Consider the following 25,499-nt stretch of genomic DNA (forward strand, 5'->3'; position numbering starts at 1 on the left):
AGCCACCACGGGCCCGCAGCCTGTGGACAACGCTCACGGAACACTCACCGAAACTCGGCCGGGCAATCCCACATATCGGTCATATTTACTCCTAGTCTGACATTGCGCTCGCCCGTCCTGTCCACAGGGCTTGCGCCCCTGTCCCACTTCGGTTATCGGGAAGGACGGCCACGCCATGCCCGCAGATCTCGCCGTCATCGGACTCGGCCCGTACGGCCTGCCCCTGGCCCAGGCCGCCGTCGCCGCCGGCGTCCCCACGCTGGGCTACCGGACCGGCCCCGAGGCGGGCTCGCTCAGCCCCGCCGAGCTGCGCCGGATGCTCTCGGGGGGCTTCCGGCCGACCACCGACCCCGCCGAGCTCGGCCGGGTGCGCACGGCGGTCCTCTGCCCGCCGACTCCGCCCGCAGCGGACGGCGGGCTCGACCTGACCCAGCTCGAAGCAGCCGCCCGCACCCTCGCCGGCCACCTGCGTCCGCACACCACGGTCATCCTGGAGTCACCGGTGTACCCGGGGACGACCGAGGGGATCCTGCGTCCGCTCCTGGAGGAGGGCTCCGGGCTGCGCGCGGGCCGCGACTTCCACCTCGCCTACTCCCCCAGCCGGGTCGCCCCGGGCAACCGCGACGTCACGCCGGCCACCACGCCGAAGGTCATCGGCGGCCTCACCCCGGCCTGCACGGAGTCGGCCGCCGCTTTCTACGGGCGGCTGACCGACAAGGTGGTACGCGCGCGGGGACTGCGCGAGGCGGAGACCGTGCAGCTGCTGGAGACGAACTACCGGCACGTGAACATCGCCCTGGTGAACGAGATGGCCGTCCTCTGCAACGACCTGGGCGTCGACCTCTGGGACGTCGTCCGCTGCGCGGAGACCAAGCCGCACGGCTTCCAGGCCTTCCGTCCGGGCCCCGGCGTCGGCGGTCACTCCGTCCCCCAGGACCTGACGGCCGGCGGCGGCCGCGGGCTGCGCATGGTGGAGCTGGCCCGGGAGGTCAACAACCGCATGCCGGGCTACGTCGTCCAGCGCGCCGCCACACTCCTCAACGAACACGGCAAGTCGGCCCGGGGCGCGCGCGTGCTCCTCCTCGGCGTCACCTACAAGCCCGACCTCGCCGACCTCCAGGGCACCCCGGCCCGCGAGATCGCCCTGCGCCTGAGGGACCTGGGCGCGGCGGTCAGCTACCACGACCCGTACGTCCCGTCCTGGAGCGTCCACGACCACCCGGTCCCGCGCGCGGACTCCCTCTACGAGGCAGCAGCCGACGCGGACCTGACCATCCTCCTCCAGCAGCACCGCACGTACGACCTCCAGGGCCTGTCGGTGAAGGCCCAGCTGCTGCTGGACACACGCGGGGCGGCGCCCACGGGGGCGGCGCATCGGTTGTGAAGGGGGGCGCGCGGGGTGCGTGAGCCCTGGGGGCTGGTGGCATGCGGCACGCCACGCGGGTACCTTACGGACACAGGCGGAGCCCACCGCAGCGGTCACTGCGGCAGGCTCCTGGATGGATCACGGAGTGTCCGCCCCTACTTCTTCTGGGGGCGGCCGCTCACCATCCGAAACAAGGTGGAGCCCACCGCAGGGGGTACTGCGGCAGGCTCCTGGATGGATCACGGAGTGTCCGCCCCTAGTTCTCGTGGGGGCGGCCGCTCACCATCCGAAAAGCCGCAAGATCCACCTCCTCCGGCACTGCACCGTCCGAAGACGGAGTCGGTCCCAGCGGGTGGGCTTGCGGTGACGTCCCATGGGCGCCCCCTTCCACGACGCCGCCCATTGACCCGGTAGACGGCACGTCGGCATCGGGCCGGGCCCCGAGGAGCGGGGTCCGGACCGTGTCCTTGGAAGGGGGCACCCAGAAGAACCGGGGCGCCGATCACGGACACTAGCCCCTCGAAACCGCCCTCCACGGGTCAGAACGGCCCGAAGGCACCCGTGCGCCCCCCATCGGCAACACGCGCCCCGTCACCGCCACTTGGGCATGCGAAAGGGCCCGGCCACTCCCCTGAGTGACCAGGCCCTTCTCAAGCTGAGCGGACTACCGCCGGTGCTGTGAGTCCGCCACCGTCACCTCGACGCGCTGGAACTCCTTGAGCTCGCTGTAGCCGGTCGTGGACATGGCGCGGCGCAGGGCGCCGAAGAGGTTCATCGAGCCGTCGGGGGTGTGGGACGGACCCGTGAGGATCTCCTCCAGGGTGCCGACCGTGCCCAGGGCGACCTTCTTGCCGCGCGGCAGCTCCTCGTTCACCGCCTCCATGCCCCAGTGGTGGCCCTTGCCCGGCGCGTCGGTGGCACGGGCCAGCGGGGAGCCCATCATCACCGAGTCGGCGCCGCAGGCGATCGCCTTGGGCAGGTCGCCGGACCAGCCGACACCGCCGTCCGCGATCACGTGCACGTAGCGGCCGCCCGACTCGTCCATGTAGTCGCGGCGCGCCGCGGCCACGTCGGCGACGGCCGTCGCCATGGGGACCTGGATGCCGAGCACGTTGCGCGTGGTGTGCGCCGCGCCGCCGCCGAAGCCGACGAGGACACCGGCCGCGCCGGTGCGCATCAGGTGCAGGGCCGCCGTGTACGTGGCGCAGCCGCCGACGATCACCGGGACGTCCAGCTCGTAGATGAACTGCTTCAGGTTGAGCGGCTCGTGCGCGCCGGAGACGTGCTCCGCGGAGACCGTCGTACCGCGGATGACGAAGATGTCCACGCCCGCGTCCACGACCGCCTTGGAGAACTGGGCGGTGCGCTGCGGGGAGAGCGCGGCGGCGGTGACGACGCCGGAGTCGCGCACCTCCTTGATGCGCTGCCCGATCAGCTCCTCCTTGATGGGGGCCGCGTAGATCTCCTGCAGACGGCGGGTCGCGGTCTCCGCGTCCAGCTCCGCGATCTCGTCGAGCAGCGGCTGCGGGTCCTCGTAGCGCGTCCACAGGCCTTCGAGGTTCAGCACGCCGAGGCCGCCGAGCTCACCGATGCGGATCGCGGTGGCCGGGGAGACGACCGAGTCCATGGGGGCGGCCAGGAAGGGCAGCTCGAAGCGGTAGGCGTCGATCTGCCAGGCGATCGAGACCTCCTTCGGGTCCCGGGTACGGCGGCTGGGGACGACGGCGATGTCGTCGAAGGCGTACGCCCGGCGGCCGCGCTTGCCGCGCCCGATCTCGATCTCAGTCACGTCTGTGGCCTTTCCCTGATGCGTTGCAGCGTCTTCCAGTATCGCCGACGGGCACGACGAGGGCGGCCCCGGATGCTCCGGAGCCGCCCTCGGAAGCCGGGGCCGCTACTTGCTGCGGCTGTAGTTCGGTGCCTCGACCGTCATCTGGATGTCGTGCGGGTGGCTCTCCTTGAGACCCGCGGAGGTGATCCGGACGAAGCGGCCCTTGGTCTCCATCTCCTCGATGGAGGCGGCGCCCACGTAGCCCATCGTCTGGCGCAGGCCGCCCACGAGCTGGTGCAGCACGTTGGCCAGCGGACCGCGGTAGGGCACCTGGCCCTCGATGCCCTCGGGCACGAGCTTGTCGTCGGAGCCGACCTCGGCCTGGAAGTAGCGGTCCTTGGAGTACGACTTGGCCTGGCCGCGGGACTGCATCGCGCCGAGCGAGCCCATGCCGCGGTACGACTTGAACTGCTTGCCGTTGATGAACTGCAGCTCGCCCGGGGACTCCTCACAGCCGGCGAGGAGGCTGCCCAGCATGACGGTGTCGGCACCGGCGGCGAGGGCCTTGCCGATGTCGCCGGAGTACTGCAGGCCGCCGTCGCCGATCAGCGGGATGCCCGCCGGGCGGGCCGCGAGGGACGCCTCGTAGATGGCCGTGACCTGCGGGACGCCGATGCCGGCGACCACGCGGGTGGTGCAGATCGAGCCGGGGCCCACGCCCACCTTGATGCCGTCGACGCCGGCGTCGATGAGCGCCTGGGCACCGTCACGCGTGGCGACGTTGCCGCCGATCACGTCGACGCCGACGCTCGACTTGATCTTCGACATCCAGCTGAGCGCGTTGCTGTTGTGGCCGTGCGAGGTGTCGACCACCAGGAAGTCCACGCCGGCGCCGGCGAGCGCCTGGGCGCGCTCCAGGGCCTCGGGGCTGGCTCCCACCGCCGCGCCGACGAGCAGCCGGCCCTCGGCGTCCTTCGCGGCGTTCGGGTACTGCTCGGCCTTGACGAAGTCCTTGACCGTGATCAGGCCCTTGAGGACCCCCGCGTCGTCGACCAGCGGGAGCTTCTCGATCTTGTGGCGGCGCAGCAGCTCCATGGCGTCCGCGCCGGAGATGCCGACCTTGCCGGTGACCAGCGGCATGGGGGTCATGACCTCGCGCACCTGCCGCGTGCGGTCGGTCTCGAAGGCCATGTCGCGGTTGGTGACGATGCCGAGCAGCTTCTTGTTGCCGTCGGTGACGGGGACGCCGCTGATGCGGAACTTGGCGCACAGGGCGTCGGCCTCGGCGAGCGTGGCGTCTGGGTGCACCGTGATCGGGTCGGTGACCATGCCGGACTCGGAGCGCTTGACCAGGTCGACCTGGTTCACCTGGTCCTCGATGGACAGGTTGCGGTGCAGCACGCCGACGCCGCCCTGGCGGGCCATCGCGATCGCCATGCGGGACTCGGTCACCTTGTCCATCGCCGCGGAGAGCAGCGGGATGTTGACCCGGACGTTGCGGGAGATGCGGGACGAGGTGTCGACCGCGTTGGGGAGCACCTCGGATGCACCCGGCAGCAGCAGCACGTCGTCGTAGGTCAGCCCGAGTGTCGCGAATTTTCCGGGCACTCCGTCGACGTTGGCAGTCATGACACCTTCCCCAAATGGCCTTGATCGGTGCGGATGTCCATGCTAACGGGAAGCGGGGCTGTCTCATTCCACGGTTCCGGCCCGCACCGGGCTTCGTATGTTCGTACGGAAGCGGCGCACCGCCTGTTCAACGAAGGGCCGCCGAGGGCCTACTGCTCGGCCAGCGCCCGCAGTCGGCTCAGCGCCCTGTGCTGCGCCACCCGGACCGCGCCGGGTGACATTCCCAACATCTGACCGGTCTCCTCGGCCGTGAGTCCCACCGCGATGCGCAGCAGGAGCAGCTCCCGCTGGTTCTCGGGAAGGTTGGCCAGGAGTTTCTTGGCCCATTCCGCGTCGCTGCTGAGCAGGGCGCGCTCCTCCGGACCGAGGGAGTCGTCCGGACGCTCGGGCATCTCGTCGGAGGGGACGGCCGTCGAGCCGGGGTGGCGCATCGCCGCGCGCTGCAGGTCGGCGACCTTGTGGGCGGCGATGGCGAAGACGAACGCCTCGAAGGGGCGGCCGGTGTCCCGGTAGCGGGGCAGCGCGAGGAGCACCGCCACGCAGACCTCCTGCGCGAGGTCCTCCACGAAGTGCCGCGCGTCGCCCGGGAGACGGGACAGCCGGGTGCGGCAGTAGCGCAGGGCCAGGGGGTGGACATGGGCGAGCAGGTCGTGCGTGGCCTGCTCGTCCCCGTCGACGGCGCGGTGGACGAGCGCACCGATCGCGCCCTGGGCAGGGGCCGCCTCGTCGTCGCGCATCGGTCCATGGTGCCTTGCGGCCGCCGGGTCCGCGGCACCGCGCCCGTTGTTGTGCACTGAAGCGTTATGAGCAGGTGCGCCGGCACTCATCCCCTGCGCCCTCCCCTTCCGCTCGACCGACTCGTCCCCGAGGAACTCCACACCCTCAAGGATGCGGCATCCGCGGCGAAACGAGCAGCGGGCACCCTGCGGGCCCCGGGCCCACCCGCGCCCACCTGGCTCTCCGCGGCCACAGCACGATCGCTGGGACCTGTCGTTCGGATCAAGCCGGGGACGTCGGTCCTCGCTCGCCCCCTGCCGGACCCTCGACCGCGCCCGGGCGGGTACGGATCCCCGGCGTCGGCGTCGGCCGTCGGCTTCGGCGCGCACGGCTCCCGCGGGGGCATCCGGGTGCCCCCGCTCTTCCGCCGGGGCCGGAGCCCCCGCCTCGGAACCGGCCCGGCCCGGAGGACGGGCGTGATCCGAGGGACAGGCGTGATCCGAACGACAGGTCCTAGCGCACCAGACCCCACCGGAAGCCGAGCGCGACGGCGTGGGCCCGGTCGGAGGCGCCGAGCTTCTTGAACAGGCGCCGGGCGTGCGTCTTGACGGTGTCCTCGGAGAGGAACAGCTCGCGGCCGATCTCGGCGTTCGAGCGGCCGTGGCTCATGCCTTCGAGGACCTGGATCTCACGCGCGGTGAGCGTGGGCGCCGCGCCCATCTCGGCCGAGCGCAGCCGGCGCGGGGCGAGCCGCCAGGTCGGGTCGGCCAGGGCCTGGGTCACCGTCGCGCGCAGTTCCGCGCGGGAGGCGTCCTTGTGCAGATAGCCGCGGGCACCGGCGGCGACCGCGAGGGCCACGCCGTCCAGGTCCTCGGCGACGGTGAGCATGATGATGCGCGCACCGGGGTCGGCCGACAGCAGCCGCCGGACCGTCTCGACGCCGCCCAGTCCGGGCATGCGTACGTCCATCAGAATCAGGTCCGAGCGGTCGGCCCCCCAGCGGCGGAGGACTTCCTCGCCGTTGGCCGCCGTCGTCACGCGCTCTACGCCGGGCACGGTCGCCACCGCACGACGGAGCGCCTCTCGGGCAAGCGGGGAGTCGTCGCAGACGAGGACGGATGTCATGACCGCCCTCCGCAGCTGATGCGCGTCACCTTGAGCCTCCAGGCTGGTACGAAATCGTCACCTGTGCGGTCGACCGTCTCGGACGCGGGCCCGAGCACTTGTTCCTTCAACCGCCTCGCACTCTCAACGACGGTCACTCGAAAGAGTTACGGGGGCGGCTGCCCTCTTCGGCACTCTACGTGAGGGGGCGGACACGGTGGAGACATGCACAGCGGACCCTCGAACTTTCATCACAAGCTATGCCCCATTCAGACCCATTTCTTCCGTTTTGCCAGTGTCTGGAGCTAGATTCGCAATGAGTCATATTTTCATCTCCTTAGATCGTAGTTGTACGGTCGTAGACACCGGATCCGCCCAGACGGCTACAAGGGGTCACGTAATGGCAGATTTCTCCCGCCTTCCCGGACCGAACGCGGACCTGTGGGACTGGCAGCTGCTGGCTGCCTGTCGAGGGGTGGACAGCTCGCTCTTCTTCCACCCGGAAGGTGAGCGCGGTGCGGCGAGGAGCGCTCGTGAGAACTCGGCCAAAGAGGTCTGCATGAGGTGCCCGGTACGCGCGGAGTGCGCTGCCCACGCCCTGGCGGTGCGTGAGCCGTACGGCGTGTGGGGCGGGCTGACCGAGGACGAGCGCGAAGAGCTCATGGGGCGGGCGCGCAACCGGCTGGTGTCGGCGTCGGCATCGGGCGGACACACCGCCTCGAACAACTGAAGGAACGTTTCTGCGAAGGGCACGCGCACGCGTGCCGTTGGTTTTTGACGCGGTGGGCCGCTACGGGCGGCGGGCGGCCCGGGCCAGCTGGTCGAGTGTCGCCGCCACGGCGGGGACCTGTGCGAGGTCGGGCAGGGTGAGTGCGACGATCTCCCGCCGCACCGCCGGTTCGAGCCGCACGGCGCGCACCCCCCGGGGCCGGACCGACTCGACGGCCAGCTGGGGAAGGACGGCCACGCCCAGGCCGGCGCCGACGAGGCCGACGACCGCCGGGTAGTCGTCGGTGGCGAAGTCGATGCGGGGGGTGAAGCCGGCCGCGGCGCACACCTCGACGAGCTGTCCGCGGCAGCGGGGGCAGCCCGCGATCCACGGGTCCTCGGTGAGCTCGCCGATCGCGACGGACTCCGCGCCCGCCAGCCGGTGACGCTCCGGCACGAGCGCGACGAGCCGGTCCGACAGCAGCGGCCGTACGACGAGGTCGTCCCACTCCTCCGCGCCGGCCGCCCCCTCGTAGCGGAACGCGAGCGCCACGTCGCAGTCGCCCTCGCGCAGCAGGCCGACGGACGCGGGCGGTTCGGCCTCCTCCAGGAAGACCCGGGTGCCGGGGTGGGCCCGGCGCAGCGCGGCGAGGGCGGTGGGGACGAGCGTGGAGCTGCCGCTGGGGAAGGAGACGAGCCGGACCCGGCCCGCGCGCAGCCCGGCGATGGCGGCGACCTCCTCCTCCGCGGCCGTGAGCCCGGAGAGGATCCCGGCGGCGTGCCGCACCAGGGCCTCGCCGGCCTGGGTCAGGCGCATCTCGCGTCCGGTACGGATCAGCAGCGGTGTGCCGACGGAGGTCTCCAGGGCCTTCATCTGCTGGCTGACGGCGGGCTGGGTGCAGCCCAGCTCGCGGCCGGCGGCGGAGAAGGAGCCGGTGGTCGCGACGGCGCGCAGGACACGGAGATGACGAGCTTCGATCACCCTTCGAGGATAGCGAGGATAAGTCACTCTTTGATGTCTCCGCTGAAATCACGTCGACGCTTTGGGGGCCGGTCGCCTACCGTGCCGGCATGAAGCTTCTGTCAGTGAATCTGGGCCGCGCCGTGGCCGTGCCCTACACGGACCATCCGCAGGGAGTGACCGGGATCGACAAGCGGCCGGTGGACGGTCCGGTGCGGGTGTCCGCGCCCGGCCCCAAGGGCGTCGGCGGGAGCGGACTGGCCGGGGACACGGTGTGCACGCTGAAGTACCACGGCGGTGACGACCAGGCGGTGTACGCCATGGCCCGTGAGGACATGGACGAGTGGGAGCGCGAGCTGGACCGGACGCTGCCCGACGGCGCGTTCGGCGAGAACCTCACCACCTGCGGCCTCGACGTGTCCGGCGCCCTGATCGGCGAGCGGTGGCGGATCGGGCCCGAGGTGGTGCTGGAGGTCACCTCCGGACGGATCCCGTGCCGTACGTTCCAGGGCCACCTGGGCGAGAAGGGCTGGGTGAGGCGGTTCACGCGGCGCGGGGCGCCGGGGGCGTATCTGCGGGTGATCGTGCCCGGGGAGGTCCGCGCGGGCGATGCCGTCGAGATCGTGCACCGCCCGGACCACGAGGTGACCGTGGCCCTGCAGTTCCGCGCGGTGACGACCGAGCGGACCCTGCTGCCGCGGGTGCTGGCGGCGGGCGAGGCCCTCCACCCGGAAGTGGCACGGACGGCCCGGGAGTACCAGGAGAAGTACGGGGCCTGACGGCCGCTCACCACGCCGGTCTCCACGGACCCTTCACCACGGACGGCCCCCCGGGGAAGCGGATGCACGCGGTCCGGGTCACTAACCTTCTGCCATGACAACGGCTCTGATTACGGGATCGACGGCAGGCATCGGGGCCGCGTTCGCGCGGCGACTCGCGGCGGACGGGCACAACCTGGTGCTGGTGGCCCGCGACACCAAGCGGCTTCGGGAACAGGCGACCGAGCTGCACGACCGGCACGGCATCGAGGCGGAGGTGCTGACGGCCGACCTGGCGGAGGACGAGGGCATCGAGGCGGTGGCCGGACGCCTCGGCGACCGCAAGAACCCCGTCGACCTGCTGATCAACAACGCCGGGTTCGGCAACAAGGGCCGCTTTCTGGACGTCTCCATGGCCGATGAGCTGCGGATGCTGAAGGTGCACTGCGAGGCGGTGCTGCGGCTGACGTCGGCGGCGACGGCGGCGATGCGCGAGCGCGGCCGCGGCGGCGTCGTCAACGTCGCGTCGGTGGCCGCCTTCGTCCCCCGGGGCACCTACGGCGCCTCCAAGGCCTGGGTCGTGCAGTTCACGCAGGGCGCGGCCCGCGACCTGGCCGGCAGCGGCGTACGGCTGATGGCGCTGTGCCCGGGGTTCGTGCGCACCGAGTTCCACGAGCGGGCCGGGATGGGCACCGACAACATCCCGGGGTGGATGTGGCTCGACGCGGACAAGCTGGTGGCGGCGGCGCTGCACGATCTGGCGCGCGGCAAGACGCTGTCGATCCCGGACCCGCGCTACAAGGCGCTGATGGGGGCGGCGAAGCTGGTGCCGCGGGGGATGCTCGGGGCCGTCTCGTCCAGGACGGGCCGGAAGTACGGGCCGCAGTAGCCGCACGCGGCACGGCCCGGCCGGCTGGTCCCCTGCCCCGGGCCACCGTTCACCGGGAGGCACCCGGGCCGCCCCCTTGGGACAATGAAGCTGTTCAGCCGGACCCAGGGGGGCCGGAGGCGAGGCCATGACCTTCGTACAGCTCATCGAATGCAGGACCAGCCGGCTCGACGAGATGAACCGGCTGATGGACCGGTGGGTCGAGCAGACCAAGGGGAAGCGGACCGCGTCGCACAGTGTGGTGGCCAAGGACCGGTCCGACGCCTCGCACATCGTGGAGATCGTGGAGTTCCCGTCGTACGAGGAGGCGATGCGCAACTCCGGGCTGCCGGAGACCGACCGGATCTTCAAGGACATGGTGGCGCTCTGCGAGGAGACACCGACCTTCACGGACCTGGACGTGGTGCGGGACGAGCAGCTGTACGCGGCCACCGCGCGCAGGTTCTTCGAGCTCGCACCGGGGAAGGGGGACGCGCCGCCGTTCAACGACGTGTTCGTCGAGGACTACCACGACCACGATCCCGGCAATGTGCAGGATGTCATCGGGCTGGACGCGCTCCGGCGCGAGGTGGAGGTGTGGCGGGGCGGCTTCGACTTCTCGTTCACCATCGAGGACCAGATGGCGCAGGGCGACCGGGTGTGCACCCGGTGGACCTTCCACGGGCGGCACACCGGCGAGTTCCTCGGGATCCCGCCGACCGGTCAGGAGGTCACCATGACCGGGACGACCGTCCACCGCTGCACTCCGGACGGGAAGATCGCCGAGGGCTGGTGGCAGTACGACCGGCTGGGGCTGATGCAGCAGCTCGGGGTGCTGGAGCCGCTGGAGCTGTGACCGGCGGGCCCGACCGGGCCGCTGGAGTTGTGATCGACGGAAACAACCCGATGGACGCAACGGGAGAAGCCCCCGTTCCGCGTGGGCGGAACGGGGGCTTCTGCTACGAGGTCGGTGCCTCAGTGGGCGTGGCCGTGGCCGTGGCCCGCGGCGGCCGGCTCCTCCTCTTCCTTCTTCTCGACGACCAGGGTCTCGGTCGTGAGGAGGAGGGAGGCGATGGAGGCCGCGTTCTCCAGGGCGGAGCGGGTGACCTTGACCGGGTCGATGACGCCGGCCTTCACCAGGTCGCCGTACTCGCCGGTGGCGGCGTTGAAGCCCTGGCCCTTGTCGAGCTCGGCGACCTTCGAGGTGATGACGTAGCCCTCGAGACCGGCGTTCTCGGCGATCCAGCGCAGCGGCTCGACGGCGGCGCGGCGGACGACCGCGACACCGGTGGCCTCGTCGCCGGTCTTGCCGAGGTTGCCCTCGAGGACCTTGACGGCGTGGACCAGCGCGGAGCCACCACCGGAGACGATGCCCTCCTCGACCGCGGCGCGGGTCGCGGAGATGGCGTCCTCCAGACGGTGCTTGCGCTCCTTGAGCTCGACCTCGGTGGCGGCACCCACGCGGATGACGCACACGCCGCCGGCCAGCTTCGCGAGGCGCTCCTGGAGCTTCTCGCGGTCCCAGTCGGAGTCGGTGGTCTCGATCTCGGCCTTGATCTGGGCGACGCGGCCGTGCACGTCTTCCTTCTTGCCGGCGCCGTCGACGATGGTGGTGTCGTCCTTGGTGACGGTGACGCGGCGGGCGGAGCCGAGGACGTCCAGGCCGACCTGGTCGAGCTTGAGGCCGACCTCCTCGGAGACGACCGTGGCGCCGGTGAGGACGGCCATGTCCTGCAGCATCGCCTTGCGGCGGTCGCCGAAGCCGGGGGCCTTCACGGCGACGGCGTTGAAGGTGCCACGGATCTTGTTCACGACGAGGGTCGACAGGGCCTCGCCCTCGACGTCCTCGGCGATGATCAGCAGCGGCTTGGAGGCGTTGGCCTGGATGACCTTCTCCAGCAGCGGCAGCAGGTCCGCGATGGCGGAGATCTTGCCCTGCGTGATGAGGATGTACGGGTCGTCCAGGACTGCTTCCATGCGCTCCTGGTCCGTCACGAAGTACGGCGACAGGTAGCCCTTGTCGAAGGCCATGCCCTCGGTGAAGTCCAGCTCCAGACCGAAGGTGTTGGACTCCTCGACGGTGATGACACCGTCCTTGCCGACCTTGTCCATCGCCTCGGCGATGAGCTCGCCGACCTGCTGGTCCTGGGCGGACAGCGCGGCGACGGCGGCGATGTCGGACTTCTCGTCGATCGGGCGGGCCGTGGCGAGCAGGTCGTCCGAGACGGCCTTGACGGCGGCGTCGATGCCCTTCTTCAGGGCGGCCGGGGAGGCACCGGCGGCGACGTTCTTCAGGCCCTCGCGCACGAGCGCCTGGGCGAGCACGGTCGCGGTGGTCGTACCGTCACCCGCGATGTCGTTGGTCTTGGTCGCCACCTCCTTGACCAGCTGGGCACCGAGGTTCTCGTACGGGTCCTCGACCTCGACCTCACGGGCGATGGTCACACCGTCGTTGGTGATGGTGGGAGCGCCGAACTTCTTGTCGATGACGACGTTGCGGCCCTTGGGGCCGATCGTCACCTTGACCGTGTCGGCAAGCTTGTTGACGCCGCGCTCGAGGGCGCGACGGGCGTCCTCGTCGAACTTCAGGATCTTCGCCATGGGAGCGTGAGCCCTCTTCCGGAATCTGGGATATACGGCACTGCGCCCCGGGCGCCCGGCTTATTGGCGATAGCGGGAGCCAGGGGCGCAGTCAAAGCAAGGTGCTTGGGGTGAATTACTTCTCGACGATCGCGAGCACGTCGCGGGCCGAGAGGACGAGGTACTCCTCGCCGTTGTACTTCACCTCGGTGCCGCCGTACTTGCTGTAGAGCACGACGTCGCCGACGGAGACGTCGAGCGGAAGACGGTTGCCGTCCTCGAAGCGGCCCGGGCCCACGGCCAGGACGACGCCCTCCTGGGGCTTCTCCTTGGCGGTGTCCGGGATGACCAGGCCAGAGGCGGTGGTCTGCTCGGCGTCGAGCGGCTGGACCACGATGCGGTCCTCGAGCGGCTTGATGGCAACCTTGGAGCTGGTGGTCGTCACGATCCGACCTCCCCCTTCGGAGATCTCACGGGGTTAACTGTCTGAGGTGGCGACCAGGTGGATCCGTCGTCGCGGGTGCCGGACCTGCCCGTCGCTGTGTTGGCACTCTCCTAGGGGGAGTGCCAGAGCCGAGACTATGACTGCGATTAGCACTCGGTCAAGCGGACTGCTAATTGCCGACGGCGCGTCGGGCAACTGCCCTCTCCAGGTGGTCCTCGAGCCGCCCCACCCGCAGCCCCCGTTCCCCGATCTCCCGCAGCAGGCGCCCGGTCCGTTCCGTGAGGGTCGGGGACCCGGTCTCCCCGGACGGCACCGAGACGATGTCCCCGGGCCGCAGCTCGTGCGCGCCCCGGGTGTACGTCAGGTCGCCGTCGGCGCCCAGGGACGCGCGCCACAGGACGACCGCGGTGATGCCGCAGTCGGCGGCGGCGCGCAGGGTCGTGGTGTCGTAGGTGCCGTAGGGCGGGCGGAAGAGCCGGGGGGTGACGCCGAAGCGCGAGCGGAGTTTGTGCTGCTGGCCGCAGATCTCGGCGCGCTGCCCGGCGTAGGGCAGGCCACGCAGGGCGGGGTGGTCGAGGGTGTGGTTCTGCAGGGACGCGCCGACCGCGCGCAGCCGGGCGAAGTGTCCGTAGCCGGGACCCACGACGCTGTCGGTGAGGAACATGCTGACCGGGAGCCGCCGTTCGCGGACGAGGCCGATGAAGCGGGGGTCGCGCTCGGCGCCGTCGTCGTAGGTGAGGAAGACGACCGGCTCGCGGGTGGGGACATGGTCCACGACGGGCGGCAGCCGGCGGGTGTCGCCCACCCCGCGGGACGGGTCCTGCGCCCGGCCGTCGGCTGCGCCGGGCCGCTCCCCCGCGCCCCCGGCGCAGCCGGTCAGCAGGGCCGCGCACAGCAGGGCGGCGGCCGTCCGCCTCACAGGTAGTCCTCCAGCCGCGCGACCGTGTAGCCCTGGGCCGTGACCTTGTTCAGGAAGCGGCGGACCATGTCGGCCATCGTGCCCTTCCACTGGTCGCGTCCCCGGAAGTGCGTGAGGACGATGTCGCCCGGGCGCAGCCTGCGGCCCCCGTCGCGGTACTCCCAGTGGTCGGCGAAGACCTCCTCGTTCCACAGGGGCACGTACGCGATGCCGCAGGCCTTGGCGGCGCGCAGGGTCGACCGGTCGTAGCTGCCGTAGGGCGGGCGGAAGAGTGCGGGGCGCGTGCCGAACTGTCTTTGCATGTAGCGCTGCATGCCGCAGATCTCGCGCTTCTGCGCCCGGTACGACAGGCCCCGCAGGTTGGGGTGGTACAGGGTGTGGTTGTGCAGCGCCACGCCCCCGGACTGCATCCTCCGGAAGTAGCCGGGGTCGTCCTTGACCAGGTAGCCGCTGAGGAAGGCGCTGTAGGGCACGTCGAGGTCGCGCATCATCCGCAGGAACGCGGGGTCCTTCTCGGCCCCGTCGTCGACGGTGAGGAAGACGACCTTGTCGCTGGTGGGGATCCTCGTGAAGACGGGCGGGAGGTCCAGCTCCCGGTGGCCTTCCACCTCGAAGCCCTTGCGGGTCCTGATCCTGGGCTTCGTCACGGGGGCGGGCGGGGCGGCCGACAGGGTCCTGCGCAGGTCCCAGCGGTGTGCGGCGGCGACCCGGGCGGCGTGCGCGGCGCGCAGTCGGGTGGCGTAGGAGTCGAGCGCGCGGGCCGGGGGCGCGTCGAGGGGCTGCTGGCCGCCGGCCGGGGTGACCTGGTCGCCGCCGTCCTGCGCGCAGCCGGAGGCGATGGCGGCGAGGACGAGCACGGCGAGGATGATCCGTGCGCCGGCGGGCGCCCGCCCCCATGCCCGGCTTTTATCGTTTTGTACGACTGCTCGCATGGTGCCGGATCCTCCCAGCCCCCTCCGGGCGATCCCGCCCGACACCGCGGCCGGCGCCCGACCATCCACCGACTGGCCCAAACCCCGGCCCCCACCGGGAACGGGCCGCGCTCCCTCCGTCAGCACCCGGCCGACCACGATCCCGCTGCGCATCGGCAACTCCGACCAGCCGCCATCCCCGGCACTGGACAACCCCGCGCTCCGGCAACCCCCACAGCCCGCCGTACCCCCGCGCATCGGCAACCCCCGACCGGCACCGGCCGCACCCCCTCCCCCGCCGTGGCCGACAATGATCCGGTGAACGACCTCGACCTCCTCCTCACCCCCGAAGGCAGCGCCCTCCTCGACGAGGTGCGGGACACCGACCCGGCGCGGGAGCTGGCCGTCGCGACCCGGCTGCGCCGCGAGCACCCCGCGGAACTGGTGTCGGCGGCGCTCGGCCAGGCACGGCTGCGGCAGCGGGCGGTGGCGAAGTTCGGGGCGGAGGACGCGGGCCGGATGTTCTTCACGCCGAACGGGGTCGAGCAGTCGACGCGGGCGAGCGTGGCGGCCTACCGGGCCCGGCGGATGGCCGAGGCGGGCATCACCTCGGTCGCCGACCTGTGCTGCGGCATCGGCGGTGACGCGATCGCGCTGGCCCGGGCCGGCATCCGGGTCCTGGCCGTGGACCGCGACCCGGGGACGGCCGCCGCGGCCCGGGCCAACGCCGAGGCGCTGGGCCTGGCCGGCCTGGTCGAGGTGCGCGAGGCGGACGTCACGGAGGTGGACACGGCCGGATTCGACGCCGTGTTCGTCGACCCCGCCCGGCGCGGCGGCCGCGGCCGGATCTTCGACCCCGAGGCCTACTCGCCGCCGCTGTCCTGGGCGGTCTCCGCCGCGCGCCGGGCGCCCCACGCCGCGCTGAAGATCGCCCCCGGCGTCCCGCACGAGGCGGTCCCCGAGGACGCCGAGGCGGAGTGGATCTCCGATGGCGGGGACGTCAAGGAGGCCGTGCTGTGGTTCGGCACCGAGCCGGGGGCGGTCCGGGCGACCCTCCTGCCCGGCCCCCGCAGCCTGCTCTCCCGCGGTCTGCCCGACCCGGACGTCCGCCCGCCCGGCCGCTACCTCTACGAGCCCGACGGCGCCGTCATCCGCGCCCACCTGGTCGCCGAGGTGGCCGAGCAGGTCGACGGCGGTCTGCTCGACGCGACGATCGCGTACGTCACGGCCGACGCCCTGCGCCCCACCCCGTACGCCACGGCCTACGAGATCACCGACCACCTCCCCTTCAACGTCAAGAAGCTGAAGGCACTCCTGCGGGAGCGTCAGGTCGGCACGCTGACCGTGAAGAAGCGGGGGTCGGCGGTCGAGCCGGAGGAGCTCCGCAGGAAGGTCAAGCCGCAGGGCCCGCACGCGGCGACGGTGTTCCTGACCCGGGTCGCGGGCGGCCCGGCGATGCTCGTCGGGCACCCCGCCTGAGCGTCAGGACGGTTCGGCCGCCCTCCGCAGCAGCAGGTGCCGCTCCCGCTCGTTCCGGGTGAGCGACGCCGCCCGTGCGAACTCCGCCCGGGCCTCCTCCGTCCGGCCCAGCCGGGCCAGGAGGTCGCCGCGGACGCTGGGCAGCAGGTGGTAGTCGCGCAGGGCGGGATCGCCGGCCAGCGCGTCGACGAGGGCGAGGGCCGGGGCCGGGCCCTCGGACATCGAGACGGCCACCGCGCGGTTCAGCTCCACGACCGGCGACGGGGAGCGGGCGGCCAGAAGGCTGTAGAGGGTGGCGATACGGGCCCAGTCGGTCTCCTCGTAGGTGTACGCGTGCGCGTGGCAGGCGGCGATGGCCGCTTGCAGGGTGTACGGGCCCGGGGCGCCGGAGGAGGTGGCCTCGGCCCGGCCCAGCGCCGCGAAGCCGCGGCCGATGAGCATGCGGTTCCAGCGGGAGCGGTTCTGGTCCTTCAGCAGGACCGGCTCACCGGAGGGGCCGGTACGGGCCGCCGTCCGGGACGCCTGGAGCTCCAGCAGCGCGGTGAGGCCGTGCACCTCGGGCTCCTTCGGCATCAGCGCCGAGAGCACCCGGGCCAGGCGCAGGGCGTCCTCGCACAGGGACGGGCGCAGCCAGTCGTCGCCCGCCGTGGCGGCGTACCCCTCGTTGAAGATGAGGTAGATGACGTCGAGGACCGAACCCAGCCGGGCCTCGCGGTCGGGGCCGTGGGGCACCTCGAAGGCCACGTTCCGCGTCGCGAGGGTGCGTTTGGCACGGACGACGCGCTGGGCGATCGTCGGCTCGGGGACGAGGAAGGCACGGGCGATCTCGGCCGTGGTGAGGCCGCCCAGCAGACGCAGGGTGAGGGCGGTGCGGGCCTCGGTGGACAGGACGGGGTGACAGGCGGTGAAGACCAGGCGCAGCAGGTCGTCGTCGATGCCGTCGGGGTCGGCGGGTTCCTGAGGGGGCGACGCGGCCGGCAGGTCCCGGCCGATCTCCGCCAGCTTGCGGGCGTAGTTCTCCCGGCGCCGGACCAGGTCGACGGCGCGGTGGCGGGCGGTGGCCATGAGCCAGGCGCCCGGGTTGTCGGGCACCCCGTCCCGTGGCCACTGCTCCAGCGCGGACACCAGGGCGTCCTGCGCGAGTTCCTCGGCGATACCGACGTCCCGGACGACCCGGGCGACACCGGCGATGATCCGCGGCGACTCCATGCGGAAGACGGTCTCGATGGCCTCGGCGGCGCGGCCGGACCGGGACGCGGACGGCCGGGCCGGTTCCGGCGGCGGTACCGGGGCGGCCCCGGACACGGTCGGCCGGGCCGGGTCCGGGGGCGGTGCCGGGGCGGACCCGGACACGGACGGCCGGGCCGGTTCCGGGGGCGGTGCCGGGGTGGGCTGCGGGGTCACAGCCCACCATCAGACACCCCTCGTGCCGCCCGGCCAAGCGGAACCGGCCGTGCGGGACGGTCAGTCCTCGGCGATCTGCCGGACCTCGGCGGTGATCGTCCAGTAGTCCTCGTGCAGGGACAGGAACCGCTTGGTCCACTCGATCGCCTCGGCCTTGTCCTTGCACTGGCTGATCGAGTAGCCGCCGATGACCTCCTTGGACTCGGTGAACGGCCCGTCGGTGACGGACAGCTGTCCGCCCTCCCAGGTCACCCGGCTGCCGTCCGAGGTCGGCGTCAGCCCGGCCGTGTCGAGCATGACGCCGGCCTTGGTGATCTCCTCCAGCAGCTTGCCCATGCGCTCCATGAGCTCGGGGCTCGGCCCCTCGGCGGGGGCGTTCTTCTCGTCGATGCGGATCAGGGTGAGAAAGCGCGGCACGGTGACTCCTCCGGTCGTCGGACAGCGGGGCTCCTCCCCGCTCTCACCCCTGCGTCGATCGGGGAGCCGCCGGATCGACACGCTCGCCGGATTTTTCTTCGACGATTTTTCCGGGCCGCGTCGTCCCAGGTCAGCGCAGTGACTCCCACAGTTTCCGGGCCTGCGGCTCCTCGGCGACCACCCGGTTGGGGTCCGACGGCGCCGGCACCACCGGCATCATCACCGTCCGCACCCCGCTCGCCGTGAGCCCCTGCAGGCTCTGCCCGAGACGGGTCAGTTCGGCGAGGGAGTCCAGGCCGGTGTCGGCGGTGAGTCCGGCGGTGACCGTGTCGGCGACGCGGTACAGCCTGGCCGGGTCGGTGAACAGGTCCTGGGCAGCGATCTGCTCCAGCAGGGCCTTCACCAGCTGCTGCTGGAGGCCTATGCGGCCCAGGTCGCTGCCGTCGCCTATGCCGTGCCGGGTGCGGGCGAACGCCAGGGCCCGGGTGCCGTCCAGGTGATGCGTGCCCGCCTTCAGCCGCAGGTGGCTGTCCTCGTCGGTGATGTCCTCGTCCGTGGTGACGGTGACACCGCCGAGCGCGTCGACGAGCCGGGCGAAACCCGAGAAGTCGATTTCGAGGTAGTGGTCCATACGGACGTTCGTCATCGCCTCGACCGTCTTCACCGCGCACACCGGGCCGCCCACCTCGTACGCGCTGTTGAACATCGCGAGGCGGGCGACCCGCGTCGAGCCGCCGGAGGGGCGCGGGCAGGACGGGCGGGTGACCAGGGTGTCGCGCGGGATGCTCACCACCGTCGCGGTGGTCCGCCCCGCGTCCAGGTGGACGACCATCGCCGTGTCCGAACGGGCGCCCGCGCTGTCGCCGCCGCCGAGTCTGCGGTTGTCCTCGCCGCTGCGCGAGTCCGAGCCGAGGACCAGGATGTTGAGGGCCTCGCTCGGGGCGGCCGGTGCCGAGGGCGAGGGTGTGGTCACCGGCTTCGGCGGCCGGTTGTCGCCCAGGGCGCCGTCGATGTCGACGCCGGTGATGTTGTCGCTGAGATGCCAGTAGGCCCAGCCTGCCGCTCCGGCGCCCAGCACCAGCGTCCCCGCCAGGAGGAGGCCGGCCGTTTTCAGCGCTCGCGTCCGCCGGCCCGCTTCCGAGCCCTGGTCCCCGTTGTGTCCCGTCACGGGCAGGAACATAAGTCCGAATTATGACGGGCAGGGGTCTCAGGGCGCCCTTTCTTCGGAAATTCTCAGATTTCAGGACGCGGGCCCGCCGAAAGTTTCGGCAGTGGAGCCGATTGACTTCGGCTCGGCATGCGGGTGGCCGGAATCAACCGCCGACGCGGCCCCTACCGTTCCGCGGGTGCCGCCGTGCTGCTGCGCACCACCAGGCTCGTCGCCAGCTCCACCCGGGTCGCCGCCGGGCTCCCCCCGTCCCGGCCGAGGTCGAGCACCAGCTTGGCCGCCGCCTCGGCCATCTCCGTCAGCGGCTGCCGCACGGTCGTCAGCGGCGGCCCGACCAGGGGCGCCACCGGCAGATCGTCGAACCCGACCACGCTCAGGTCCTCGGGGACGCGCAGCCCCAGCTCGCGCGCGGCCTCGTACAGCCCGAGCGCCTGCAGGTCGTTCCCGGCGAAGATCGCGGTCGGCCGGTCCGGGCGGCGCAGCATGTCCAGGCCGAGCCGGTACCCGGCCTCGTGGTGGAAGTCGCCGCTCGCGATCAGGGCGGGATCCACCGGCAGCCCGGCCGTCTCCAGCGCGGCCCGGTAGCCGTCGATCCGGGCCCGGCTGCACATCATCTGCGAGGGCCCGCTGATCGCGCCGATCCTGCGGTGCCCCAGCTCGACCAGGTGCCGGGTGGCGGCGAGCCCGCCCTGCCAGTTGGTCGCGCCGATCGAGGGCACGTCGGCGCCCGGGTCACCGGCCGGGTCCATCACCACGAACGGGATGGAGCGGCTGGTGAGCAGCGCCCGCTGGGACTCGTCGAGCCCGGACAGGACCAGGATCACGCCGTGCGGCCGGCGCGCGGCGACCTGGTCGGCCCAGGTCCGCCCGGGGGTGAGCCGCCCCGCGCTCTCGGACAGCACGACGCTGAGCCCGGCGTCCCGGGCCACGTTCTCCACGCCCCGGATGACCTCCATCGCCCAGGCGCTCTCCAGCTCGTGGAAGACGAGGTCGATCAGGGGCGAGCGGGTCGCCTCGGCACGGCGGCGCCGGTAGCCGTGCGCGCGCAGCAGGCCCTCGACGCGGGACCGGGTGGCCGGGGCGACGTCGGCCCGGCCGTTGAGGACCTTCGAAACAGTCGGCGCGGAGACGCCCGCCTCACGGGCGATCTCGGCGAGTGTCGCGGTCTGCGCGGTGCGCCCCTCTGTCCGGGTCTGCGTCCGGCTTTCAACGGGCTCCGGGGATGTCATGGCGGCGATCGTAACCCTGCGGGCCCCCTTGACGAAGTCCTCGCACCGCCATAGGTTCCCGGAACATTCGAAGTTCATAACGAAACATTCGTTGATTCGTTCGTGAGAGGGCCGTCCGTCCACCCGACAGGAGCTTCATGACCACCGCGCCCTGGCGTGACCCCGCGTTGCCCGCCGCCGCCCGTGTCGACGACCTGCTCTCCCGGATGACCCTGGAGGAGAAGACCGCCCAGCTGTACGGCGTGTGGGTGGGCGCCGCGACGGACGGCGAGGGGGTCGCCCCGCACCAGCACGACATGACCGTCGAGTACGACTGGGCCGAGCTGATCACCCACGGCCTGGGACAGCTCACGCGCTCCTTCGGCACCGCCCCCGTGGCCCCGGCGCTCGGCGCGCAGGCCCTGGCGCGCGCCCAGCGCCGTATCGCCGCGGCCGGGCGCTTCGGCATCCCGGCGATCGCGCACGAGGAGTGCCTGGCCGGCTTCACCGCCTGGCAGGCCACGGCCTACCCGGTCCCGCTGGCCTGGGGCGCGACCTGGGATCCGCCGCTGGTCGAGGAGATGGCCCGCCGCATCGGCGACGACCTGCGCTCGGCCGGCGTCCACCAGGGTCTCGCACCCGTGCTGGACGTGGTACGCGATCCGCGCTGGGGCCGTGTGGAGGAGACGATCGGCGAGGACCCGTACCTGGTCGGCACGGTCGGCACCGCGTACGTGCGGGGCCTGGAGTCGGCCGGGATCGTCGCGACGCTCAAGCACTTCGCCGGGTACGCCTCGTCGGCCGGCGCCCGCAATCTCGCCCCGGTACGGGCCGGTGTCCGCGAGTTCGCCGACGTCACCCTGCCGCCCTTCGAGATGGCCCTGCGCGAGGGCGGTGCCCGTTCGGTCATGGCCGCCTACACCGAGACGGACGGCGTCCCGGCCTCCGCGGACCCCGGGCTGCTGTCCCGGCTCCTGCGCGAGGAGTGGGGCTTCACCGGCACGGTCGTCGCCGACTACTTCGGCATCGGCTTCCTCCAGAGCCTCCACCGGGTCGCCGCCACCCCCGCCGGGGCGGCCCACGCGGCCCTGGCCGCCGGCATCGACGTCGAACTGCCCACCGTCAAGTGCTACGGCAGGCCGCTGCTGGAGGCGGTCGGCTCGGGCGAGATCCCCGAGGAGCTGGTGGACCGCGCGGCCCGCCGCGTGCTGCTCCAGAAGTGCGAACTGGGCCTGCTGGACGAGGACTGGACCCCGGAGCCGGCCGCCCGGATCGAGCTCGACTCGACGGGCAACCGCATCCTCGCGCGCCGCATGGCCGAGGAGTCGGTGGTCCTGCTCGACAACCCCGGCGGCCTGCTCCCGCTGGCCCCCGACACCCGCATCGCGGTGGTCGGCCCCCGGGCGGCCGACGCCCTGGCCATGCTGGGCTGCTACTCGTTCCCCTCCCACGTCCTCACCCACCACCCCGGGGTGCCGGCCGGTATCGAGATCCCGACCGTGCTGGAGGCCCTGCGCACCGAGCTCCCCGATGCCAAGGTGACGTTCGCGCAGGGCTGTGACGTGACGGACCCTGACACCGGGGGCTTCGAGGAGGCGATCGCCCGCACCGCCGAGGCGGACGTGTGCGTGGCGGTGCTCGGCGACCGGGCGGGCCTGTTCGGGCGCGGCACCTCGGGCGAGGGCTGCGACGCGACGGACCTCGGCCTGCCGGGTGTCCAGGGCGAGCTGCTGGACGCGCTGGTCGCCACGGGCGTGCCCGTGGTGCTGGTGCTGCTGACCGGCCGCCCCTACGCCCTGGGCCGCTGGCACGGCCGCCTCGGCGCGGTCGTGCAGGCGTTCTTCCCCGGCGAGGAGGGCGGCCCGGCCGTGGCGGGCGTCCTGTCGGGCCGTGTGAACCCCTCGGGCCGCCTGCCCGTCAGCGTGCCGCGGGTCCCCGGCGGGCAGCCCTGGACCTATCTGCAGCCGCCCCTGGGCCTGGCGGGCGAGGTCAGCAACCTCGACCCGACCCCGCTGTACGCCTTCGGCCACGGCGGCTCGTACACGGCGTTCGCCTGGGAGGACGGCACCCCCGCCGGTCCGGCCGAGATCGGCACGGACGGCTCCCACGACGTGTCGGTGACCGTCCGCAACACCGGCGACCGCGCGGGCGCCGAGGTCGTGCAGCTGTACCTGCACGACCCGGTGGCCTCGGTGACCCGCCCCGACGTCCGGCTGATCGGTTACCGGCGGCTGGAACTGGACCCGGGCGAGGCGGCCCGGGTCACCTTCCGCTTCCACACGGACCTGTCGGCCTTCACCGACCGCTCGGGACGCAGGGTCGTCGAGCCGGGCACCCTGGAACTGCGCCTGGCGGCCTCCAGCGCGGACGTACGCCACACGACCCGCCTGAACCTCACCGGGCCCCTGCGGGTACTGGGGCACGACCGGCGGCTGCGGTGCGAGACGGAGGTGTCCCGGGAGGCCCGCTGACCGGCCCGGTCAGCCGAGCCCCACCGACTCGAAACGCCAGCGGTGTACCGCCCGGGTGGTCAGCTCGGGGGCGGGCTCGGGGAGTTCGGGCAGTTCGGCGTCGTAGGGGGCGTCCCACCAGGTGAGGACCAGGACGCGGTCCTGGGGTGCCCGGAGGGTCTCCCGGCGCAGGGGCTCGCGGGGGAGGTCCTGGGCGCGTGCCCAGGCCAGAAGCTCCTCGCCCCGTCCCTCAACCGCCCGGGCCTCCCACATCAGCGCGACCGTCACGAGTAGAGGTTCTCCTTGCTGACCTCGTGCACATGGTCGTGGTCGTGGTCGTGCCCGGGCACGTGCGGCTCGGTCACCGGCAGGGAGGAGTCCGCCGACAGGTCCCAGGCCGACGCCGCCCGGTTGCGGGCGACCATCTCGGCGCCCAGGGCGGCGACCATCGCGCCGTTGTCCGTGCACAGTTTGGGCCGCGGCACGCGCAGCCGGATGCCCGCGGCCTCGCAGCGCTCCTGGGCGAGGACGCGCAGCCGGGAGTTGGCGGCCACGCCACCGCCGATCATCAGGTGGTCGACGCCCTCGTCCTTGCAGGCCCGCACGGCCTTGCGGGTCAGCACGTCCACGACCGCCTCCTGGAAGGAGGCCGCCACGTCCCGCACCGGCACCTCCTCCCCCGCCGCCCGCTTGGCCTCGATCCAGCGCGCGACGGCGGTCTTCAGCCCCGAGAAGGAGAAGTCGTAGGCCGGGTCGCGGGGGCCGGTCAGGCCGCGCGGGAAGGCGATCGCGTTCGGGTCGCCCTCCTTGGCGTACCGGTCGATGACCGGCCCGCCGGGGAAGCCGAGGTTCAGCACCCGGGCGATCTTGTCGAAGGCCTCGCCGGCCGCGTCGTCGATGGTGGCGCCCATCGGGCGGACGTCGGAGGTGATGTCCGAGGACAGCAGCAGCGAGGAGTGCCCGCCGGAGACCAGCAGGGCCATGGTCGGCTCGGGCAGCGCGCCGTGCTCCAGCTGGTCCACGCAGATGTGCGAGGCGAGGTGGTTGACGCCGTAGAGCGGCTTGCCGAGGGCGTAGGCGTAGGCCTTCGCGGCGGAGACGCCGACCAGCAGGGCACCGGCGAGACCGGGACCGGCGGTGACGGCGATGCCGTCGAGGTCGCGGGCGGTGACGCCCGCCTCCTTCAGGGCGCGGTCGATGGTGGGGACCATCGCCTCCAGATGGGCGCGGCTCGCGACCTCGGGGACGACGCCGCCGAAGCGGGCGTGCTCGTCGACGCTGGAGGCGACGGCGTCGGCCAGCAGGGTGGTGCCCCGGACGATGCCGACGCCGGTCTCGTCGCAGGAGGTCTCGATTCCCAGTACGAGGGGTTCGTCAGCCATTGATCTCGGTTCCTTGTACGGAGTTCTCGGGGGCGGTCAGGCGCATCACCAGGGCGTCCACGTTGCCCGGCTGGTAGTAGCCGCGCCGGACACCGATGGGTTCAAAACCGAAGCGCTCGTACAGCTTCTGTGCGCGGACGTTGTCGACCCGGCACTCCAGCATCACCTCGGCGCACTCGAAGGTGGTGGCGGCCCGCAGCAGTTCGGCCAGGAGCCGGCCGCCGAGGCCGGTACCCCACAGGTCGCGGGAGACGGCGATGGTCTGCACGTCGGCCTGCTCGCCGGTGGCGACCAGACCCGCGTACCCGACGATCCGGGAGCCGGCCTCGGCGACCACGTACCGCCGGTTGGCCTCGGGCCCGCGCGCATGGGCGAGCTCGGACCAGAACATGCCCCGGGACCAGGCGTCCTCGGGGAACAGCTCCCGTTCCAGCTCCAGGACGGGGTCGATGTCCCACCAGCGCATCTCACGCAGCGTGTACGTCACGGGTTCGGTCACTTGGGGGTGACCACCTTGTAGTTCTTGGGGACCTGGGCGTCGGGGCGGCGCAGGTACAGCGGCCGGGGCGCGGGCAGTTCCTCGCCGGCGGCCAGCTTCTCCGCGGCCAGCCGGGCGAGGGCGGCGGCGGACACGTGCTCCGGCTCGTGCGCCTTGGGGAAGGTGGCGGGGTACAGCAGCGCGCCCGCGCCGACGGAGGGCAGCCCCTCGACCTGCTCGGCGATGTCGGCGGGCCGGTCCACGGCCGGGTCGGTGACCCGGGTGCGGGAGTCGGCGTAGCGGGCCCAGTACACCTCCTTGCGGCGGGCGTCGGTGGCGACGACGAACGGGCCCTGGAGGTCGGCCGCGTAGGCGAGGCCGTCCAGGGTGCACACGCCGTGCACGGGGACGCCGAGGGCGAGTCCGAAGGTGTCGGCGGTCATCAGGCCGACGCGCAGCCCGGTGTACGGTCCCGGGCCGATCCCGGCGACGATCCCGGTGACGGCGTCGAGCCGCAGACCGGCCTCGGCGAGCACCCGGTCGATCGCCGGCAGCAGCAGTTCCCCGTGCCGCCGTGCGTCGACCTGACTCGAGGAGGCGATGACGTCGCGTCCGTCGTGCAGGGCGACGGTGACGGCGGGCGTGGCGGTATCCAGAGCGAGCAAGAGCACGCAAACAGCCTACGGCTCCCGGGGGCCCGGCACGGTCGCACCTGTCGGGTCGTCACCTGCTGCTACCGTCACCTACCGTCACGACAGGGACGTACGACGTGAGGT

At 72.4% G+C, this 25,499-nt stretch carries 24 protein-coding genes; 7 read left to right on the forward strand and 17 right to left on the reverse strand.

The window, feature by feature from the left end:
* Nucleotides 1–175 precede the first annotated feature (175 nt).
* Complete coding sequence (locus tag ACFV20_RS02045; protein ID WP_385651387.1) at nt 176–1,384, forward strand: nucleotide sugar dehydrogenase; 1,209 nt, start codon at nt 176–178, stop codon at nt 1,382–1,384.
* Nucleotides 1,385–2,030: 646 nt separating this feature from the next.
* Here ACFV20_RS02045 and ACFV20_RS02050 read toward each other — a convergent pair.
* From ACFV20_RS02050 to ACFV20_RS02065, 4 genes are all read right to left on the reverse strand, one after another.
* Entirely contained in the window at nt 2,031–3,155 is a 1,125-nt protein-coding gene (locus tag ACFV20_RS02050; protein ID WP_385651389.1) for a GuaB3 family IMP dehydrogenase-related protein, read from the reverse strand.
* A gap of 105 nt (nt 3,156–3,260) precedes the next feature.
* Nucleotides 3,261–4,766 carry an IMP dehydrogenase gene (gene guaB / locus ACFV20_RS02055; RefSeq protein ID WP_385651392.1) on the reverse strand — a complete coding sequence of 502 codons (1,506 nt, stop codon included), beginning with the start codon at nt 4,764–4,766 and terminating at the stop codon, nt 3,261–3,263.
* Nucleotides 4,767–4,915: 149 nt separating this feature from the next.
* Complete coding sequence (locus ACFV20_RS02060; RefSeq protein ID WP_030854669.1) at nt 4,916–5,503, reverse strand: sigma-70 family RNA polymerase sigma factor; 588 nt, start codon at nt 5,501–5,503, stop codon at nt 4,916–4,918.
* Between the two features lie 493 nt (nt 5,504–5,996).
* Nucleotides 5,997–6,608 carry a response regulator transcription factor gene (locus ACFV20_RS02065; RefSeq protein ID WP_003948568.1) on the reverse strand — a complete coding sequence of 204 codons (612 nt, stop codon included), beginning with the start codon at nt 6,606–6,608 and terminating at the stop codon, nt 5,997–5,999.
* Nucleotides 6,609–6,987: 379 nt separating this feature from the next.
* Here ACFV20_RS02065 and ACFV20_RS02070 point away from each other — a divergent pair, with 379 nt between their 5' ends.
* Nucleotides 6,988–7,317, forward strand: coding sequence for a WhiB family transcriptional regulator (locus ACFV20_RS02070; RefSeq protein ID WP_004927066.1), 330 nt, complete (start codon nt 6,988–6,990; stop codon nt 7,315–7,317).
* A 60-nt stretch (nt 7,318–7,377) separates the two neighbouring features.
* Here the strand turns inward: ACFV20_RS02070 and ACFV20_RS02075 are convergent, their stop codons facing one another.
* On the reverse strand, nt 7,378–8,277 hold the full coding sequence (locus ACFV20_RS02075; RefSeq protein ID WP_385651398.1) for a LysR family transcriptional regulator: 900 nt from the start codon (nt 8,275–8,277) through the stop codon (nt 7,378–7,380).
* Between the two features lie 89 nt (nt 8,278–8,366).
* On the opposite strand from ACFV20_RS02075, the gene ACFV20_RS02080 reads away from it, so the two are divergent.
* The 3 genes from ACFV20_RS02080 (at nt 8,367) to ACFV20_RS02090 (ending at nt 10,738) form a co-directional block, all read left to right on the forward strand.
* On the forward strand, nt 8,367–9,035 hold the full coding sequence (locus ACFV20_RS02080; protein ID WP_385651401.1) for an MOSC domain-containing protein: 669 nt from the start codon (nt 8,367–8,369) through the stop codon (nt 9,033–9,035).
* Nucleotides 9,036–9,129: 94 nt separating this feature from the next.
* Nucleotides 9,130–9,903 carry an SDR family NAD(P)-dependent oxidoreductase gene (locus ACFV20_RS02085; RefSeq protein ID WP_385651404.1) on the forward strand — a complete coding sequence of 258 codons (774 nt, stop codon included), beginning with the start codon at nt 9,130–9,132 and terminating at the stop codon, nt 9,901–9,903.
* Nucleotides 9,904–10,030: 127 nt separating this feature from the next.
* On the forward strand, nt 10,031–10,738 hold the full coding sequence (locus ACFV20_RS02090; protein WP_385651407.1) for an ester cyclase: 708 nt from the start codon (nt 10,031–10,033) through the stop codon (nt 10,736–10,738).
* A gap of 119 nt (nt 10,739–10,857) precedes the next feature.
* On the opposite strand, the gene groL is transcribed toward ACFV20_RS02090, so the two are convergent.
* The 4 genes from groL to ACFV20_RS02110 all read right to left on the reverse strand — a co-directional run bounded on the left by groL (nt 10,858) and on the right by ACFV20_RS02110 (nt 14,758).
* Nucleotides 10,858–12,483, reverse strand: coding sequence for a chaperonin GroEL (gene groL, locus ACFV20_RS02095; protein WP_385651410.1), 1,626 nt, complete (start codon nt 12,481–12,483; stop codon nt 10,858–10,860).
* Between the two features lie 115 nt (nt 12,484–12,598).
* Complete coding sequence (groES, locus tag ACFV20_RS02100; protein ID WP_003974211.1) at nt 12,599–12,907, reverse strand: co-chaperone GroES; 309 nt, start codon at nt 12,905–12,907, stop codon at nt 12,599–12,601.
* Nucleotides 12,908–13,076: 169 nt separating this feature from the next.
* Nucleotides 13,077–13,826, reverse strand: a complete 750-nt coding sequence (locus ACFV20_RS02105; protein WP_385651415.1) for a polysaccharide deacetylase family protein — start codon at nt 13,824–13,826, stop codon at nt 13,077–13,079.
* The gene (locus ACFV20_RS02110; protein ID WP_385651417.1) at nt 13,823–14,758 is read right to left on the reverse strand and encodes a polysaccharide deacetylase family protein; all 936 of its coding nucleotides are present in this window, start codon (nt 14,756–14,758) and stop codon (nt 13,823–13,825) included. The genes ACFV20_RS02105 and ACFV20_RS02110 overlap by 4 nt, the downstream gene beginning before the upstream one ends.
* A gap of 297 nt (nt 14,759–15,055) precedes the next feature.
* On the opposite strand from ACFV20_RS02110, the gene ACFV20_RS02115 reads away from it, so the two are divergent.
* Entirely contained in the window at nt 15,056–16,216 is a 1,161-nt protein-coding gene (locus tag ACFV20_RS02115) for a methyltransferase domain-containing protein (RefSeq protein WP_385651420.1), read from the forward strand.
* A 3-nt stretch (nt 16,217–16,219) separates the two neighbouring features.
* Here the strand turns inward: ACFV20_RS02115 and ACFV20_RS02120 are convergent, their stop codons facing one another.
* The 4 genes from ACFV20_RS02120 to ACFV20_RS02135 all read right to left on the reverse strand — a co-directional run bounded on the left by ACFV20_RS02120 (nt 16,220) and on the right by ACFV20_RS02135 (nt 20,434).
* A complete protein-coding gene (locus ACFV20_RS02120; protein WP_385651958.1) occupies nt 16,220–17,425 on the reverse strand; it encodes an RNA polymerase sigma factor in 1,206 nt (401 codons plus the stop codon).
* Nucleotides 17,426–17,680: 255 nt separating this feature from the next.
* Nucleotides 17,681–18,037, reverse strand: a complete 357-nt coding sequence (locus ACFV20_RS02125; RefSeq protein ID WP_033311567.1) for a YciI family protein — start codon at nt 18,035–18,037, stop codon at nt 17,681–17,683.
* A gap of 130 nt (nt 18,038–18,167) precedes the next feature.
* Complete coding sequence (locus tag ACFV20_RS02130) at nt 18,168–19,217, reverse strand: LCP family protein (protein ID WP_385651423.1); 1,050 nt, start codon at nt 19,215–19,217, stop codon at nt 18,168–18,170.
* 152 nt (nt 19,218–19,369) lie between these two features.
* Entirely contained in the window at nt 19,370–20,434 is a 1,065-nt protein-coding gene (locus tag ACFV20_RS02135) for a LacI family DNA-binding transcriptional regulator (protein ID WP_385651425.1), read from the reverse strand.
* Between the two features lie 137 nt (nt 20,435–20,571).
* Here ACFV20_RS02135 and ACFV20_RS02140 point away from each other — a divergent pair, with 137 nt between their 5' ends.
* Nucleotides 20,572–22,884 (forward strand): glycoside hydrolase family 3 N-terminal domain-containing protein, encoded by a 2,313-nt coding sequence (locus tag ACFV20_RS02140; protein WP_385651427.1) that lies wholly within the window; start codon nt 20,572–20,574, stop codon nt 22,882–22,884.
* Between the two features lie 9 nt (nt 22,885–22,893).
* Here the strand turns inward: ACFV20_RS02140 and ACFV20_RS02145 are convergent, their stop codons facing one another.
* Genes ACFV20_RS02145 through tsaB form a run of 4 tightly spaced genes read right to left on the reverse strand, consistent with a single transcriptional unit; the run spans nt 22,894 to nt 25,394 of the window.
* Nucleotides 22,894–23,151, reverse strand: coding sequence for a hypothetical protein (locus ACFV20_RS02145; protein WP_385651430.1), 258 nt, complete (start codon nt 23,149–23,151; stop codon nt 22,894–22,896).
* Nucleotides 23,148–24,245 (reverse strand): tRNA (adenosine(37)-N6)-threonylcarbamoyltransferase complex transferase subunit TsaD, encoded by a 1,098-nt coding sequence (tsaD, locus tag ACFV20_RS02150; RefSeq protein ID WP_385651432.1) that lies wholly within the window; start codon nt 24,243–24,245, stop codon nt 23,148–23,150. The genes ACFV20_RS02145 and tsaD overlap by 4 nt, the downstream gene beginning before the upstream one ends.
* Nucleotides 24,238–24,744 carry a ribosomal protein S18-alanine N-acetyltransferase gene (gene rimI / locus ACFV20_RS02155; protein ID WP_385651435.1) on the reverse strand — a complete coding sequence of 169 codons (507 nt, stop codon included), beginning with the start codon at nt 24,742–24,744 and terminating at the stop codon, nt 24,238–24,240. Before rimI ends, tsaD begins: the two co-directional genes overlap by 8 nt.
* Nucleotides 24,741–25,394, reverse strand: a complete 654-nt coding sequence (gene tsaB, locus ACFV20_RS02160; RefSeq protein WP_385651438.1) for a tRNA (adenosine(37)-N6)-threonylcarbamoyltransferase complex dimerization subunit type 1 TsaB — start codon at nt 25,392–25,394, stop codon at nt 24,741–24,743. The genes rimI and tsaB overlap by 4 nt, the downstream gene beginning before the upstream one ends.
* Between the last annotated feature and the right edge of the window lie 105 nt (nt 25,395–25,499).

The organism is Streptomyces sp. NPDC059696, assembly GCF_042733745.1.
Classification (GTDB): Bacteria; Actinomycetota; Actinomycetes; order Streptomycetales; family Streptomycetaceae; genus Streptomyces.

Bases quoted from the DNA above. Each gene is read 5' to 3' on its own strand.
- tsaD (WP_385651432.1), bottom strand. From the start codon at position 24,245: ATGGCTGACGAACCCCTCGTACTGGGAATCGAGACCTCCTGCGACGAG.
- ACFV20_RS02085 (WP_385651404.1), top strand. From the start codon at position 9,130: ATGACAACGGCTCTGATTACGGGATCGACGGCAGGCATCGGGGCCGCG.
- ACFV20_RS02135 (WP_385651425.1), bottom strand. From the start codon at position 20,434: ATGACATCCCCGGAGCCCGTTGAAAGCCGGACGCAGACCCGGACAGAG.
- ACFV20_RS02045 (WP_385651387.1), top strand. From the start codon at position 176: ATGCCCGCAGATCTCGCCGTCATCGGACTCGGCCCGTACGGCCTGCCC.
- ACFV20_RS02130 (WP_385651423.1), bottom strand. From the start codon at position 19,217: ATGTTCCTGCCCGTGACGGGACACAACGGGGACCAGGGCTCGGAAGCG.
- ACFV20_RS02065 (WP_003948568.1), bottom strand. From the start codon at position 6,608: ATGACATCCGTCCTCGTCTGCGACGACTCCCCGCTTGCCCGAGAGGCG.
- ACFV20_RS02140 (WP_385651427.1), top strand. From the start codon at position 20,572: ATGACCACCGCGCCCTGGCGTGACCCCGCGTTGCCCGCCGCCGCCCGT.
- ACFV20_RS02090 (WP_385651407.1), top strand. From the start codon at position 10,031: ATGACCTTCGTACAGCTCATCGAATGCAGGACCAGCCGGCTCGACGAG.
- groL (WP_385651410.1), bottom strand. From the start codon at position 12,483: ATGGCGAAGATCCTGAAGTTCGACGAGGACGCCCGTCGCGCCCTCGAG.
- ACFV20_RS02060 (WP_030854669.1), bottom strand. From the start codon at position 5,503: ATGCGCGACGACGAGGCGGCCCCTGCCCAGGGCGCGATCGGTGCGCTC.
- ACFV20_RS02070 (WP_004927066.1), top strand. From the start codon at position 6,988: ATGGCAGATTTCTCCCGCCTTCCCGGACCGAACGCGGACCTGTGGGAC.
- ACFV20_RS02110 (WP_385651417.1), bottom strand. From the start codon at position 14,758: ATGCGAGCAGTCGTACAAAACGATAAAAGCCGGGCATGGGGGCGGGCG.
- guaB (WP_385651392.1), bottom strand. From the start codon at position 4,766: ATGACTGCCAACGTCGACGGAGTGCCCGGAAAATTCGCGACACTCGGG.
- ACFV20_RS02080 (WP_385651401.1), top strand. From the start codon at position 8,367: ATGAAGCTTCTGTCAGTGAATCTGGGCCGCGCCGTGGCCGTGCCCTAC.
- ACFV20_RS02120 (WP_385651958.1), bottom strand. From the start codon at position 17,425: ATGGAGTCGCCGCGGATCATCGCCGGTGTCGCCCGGGTCGTCCGGGAC.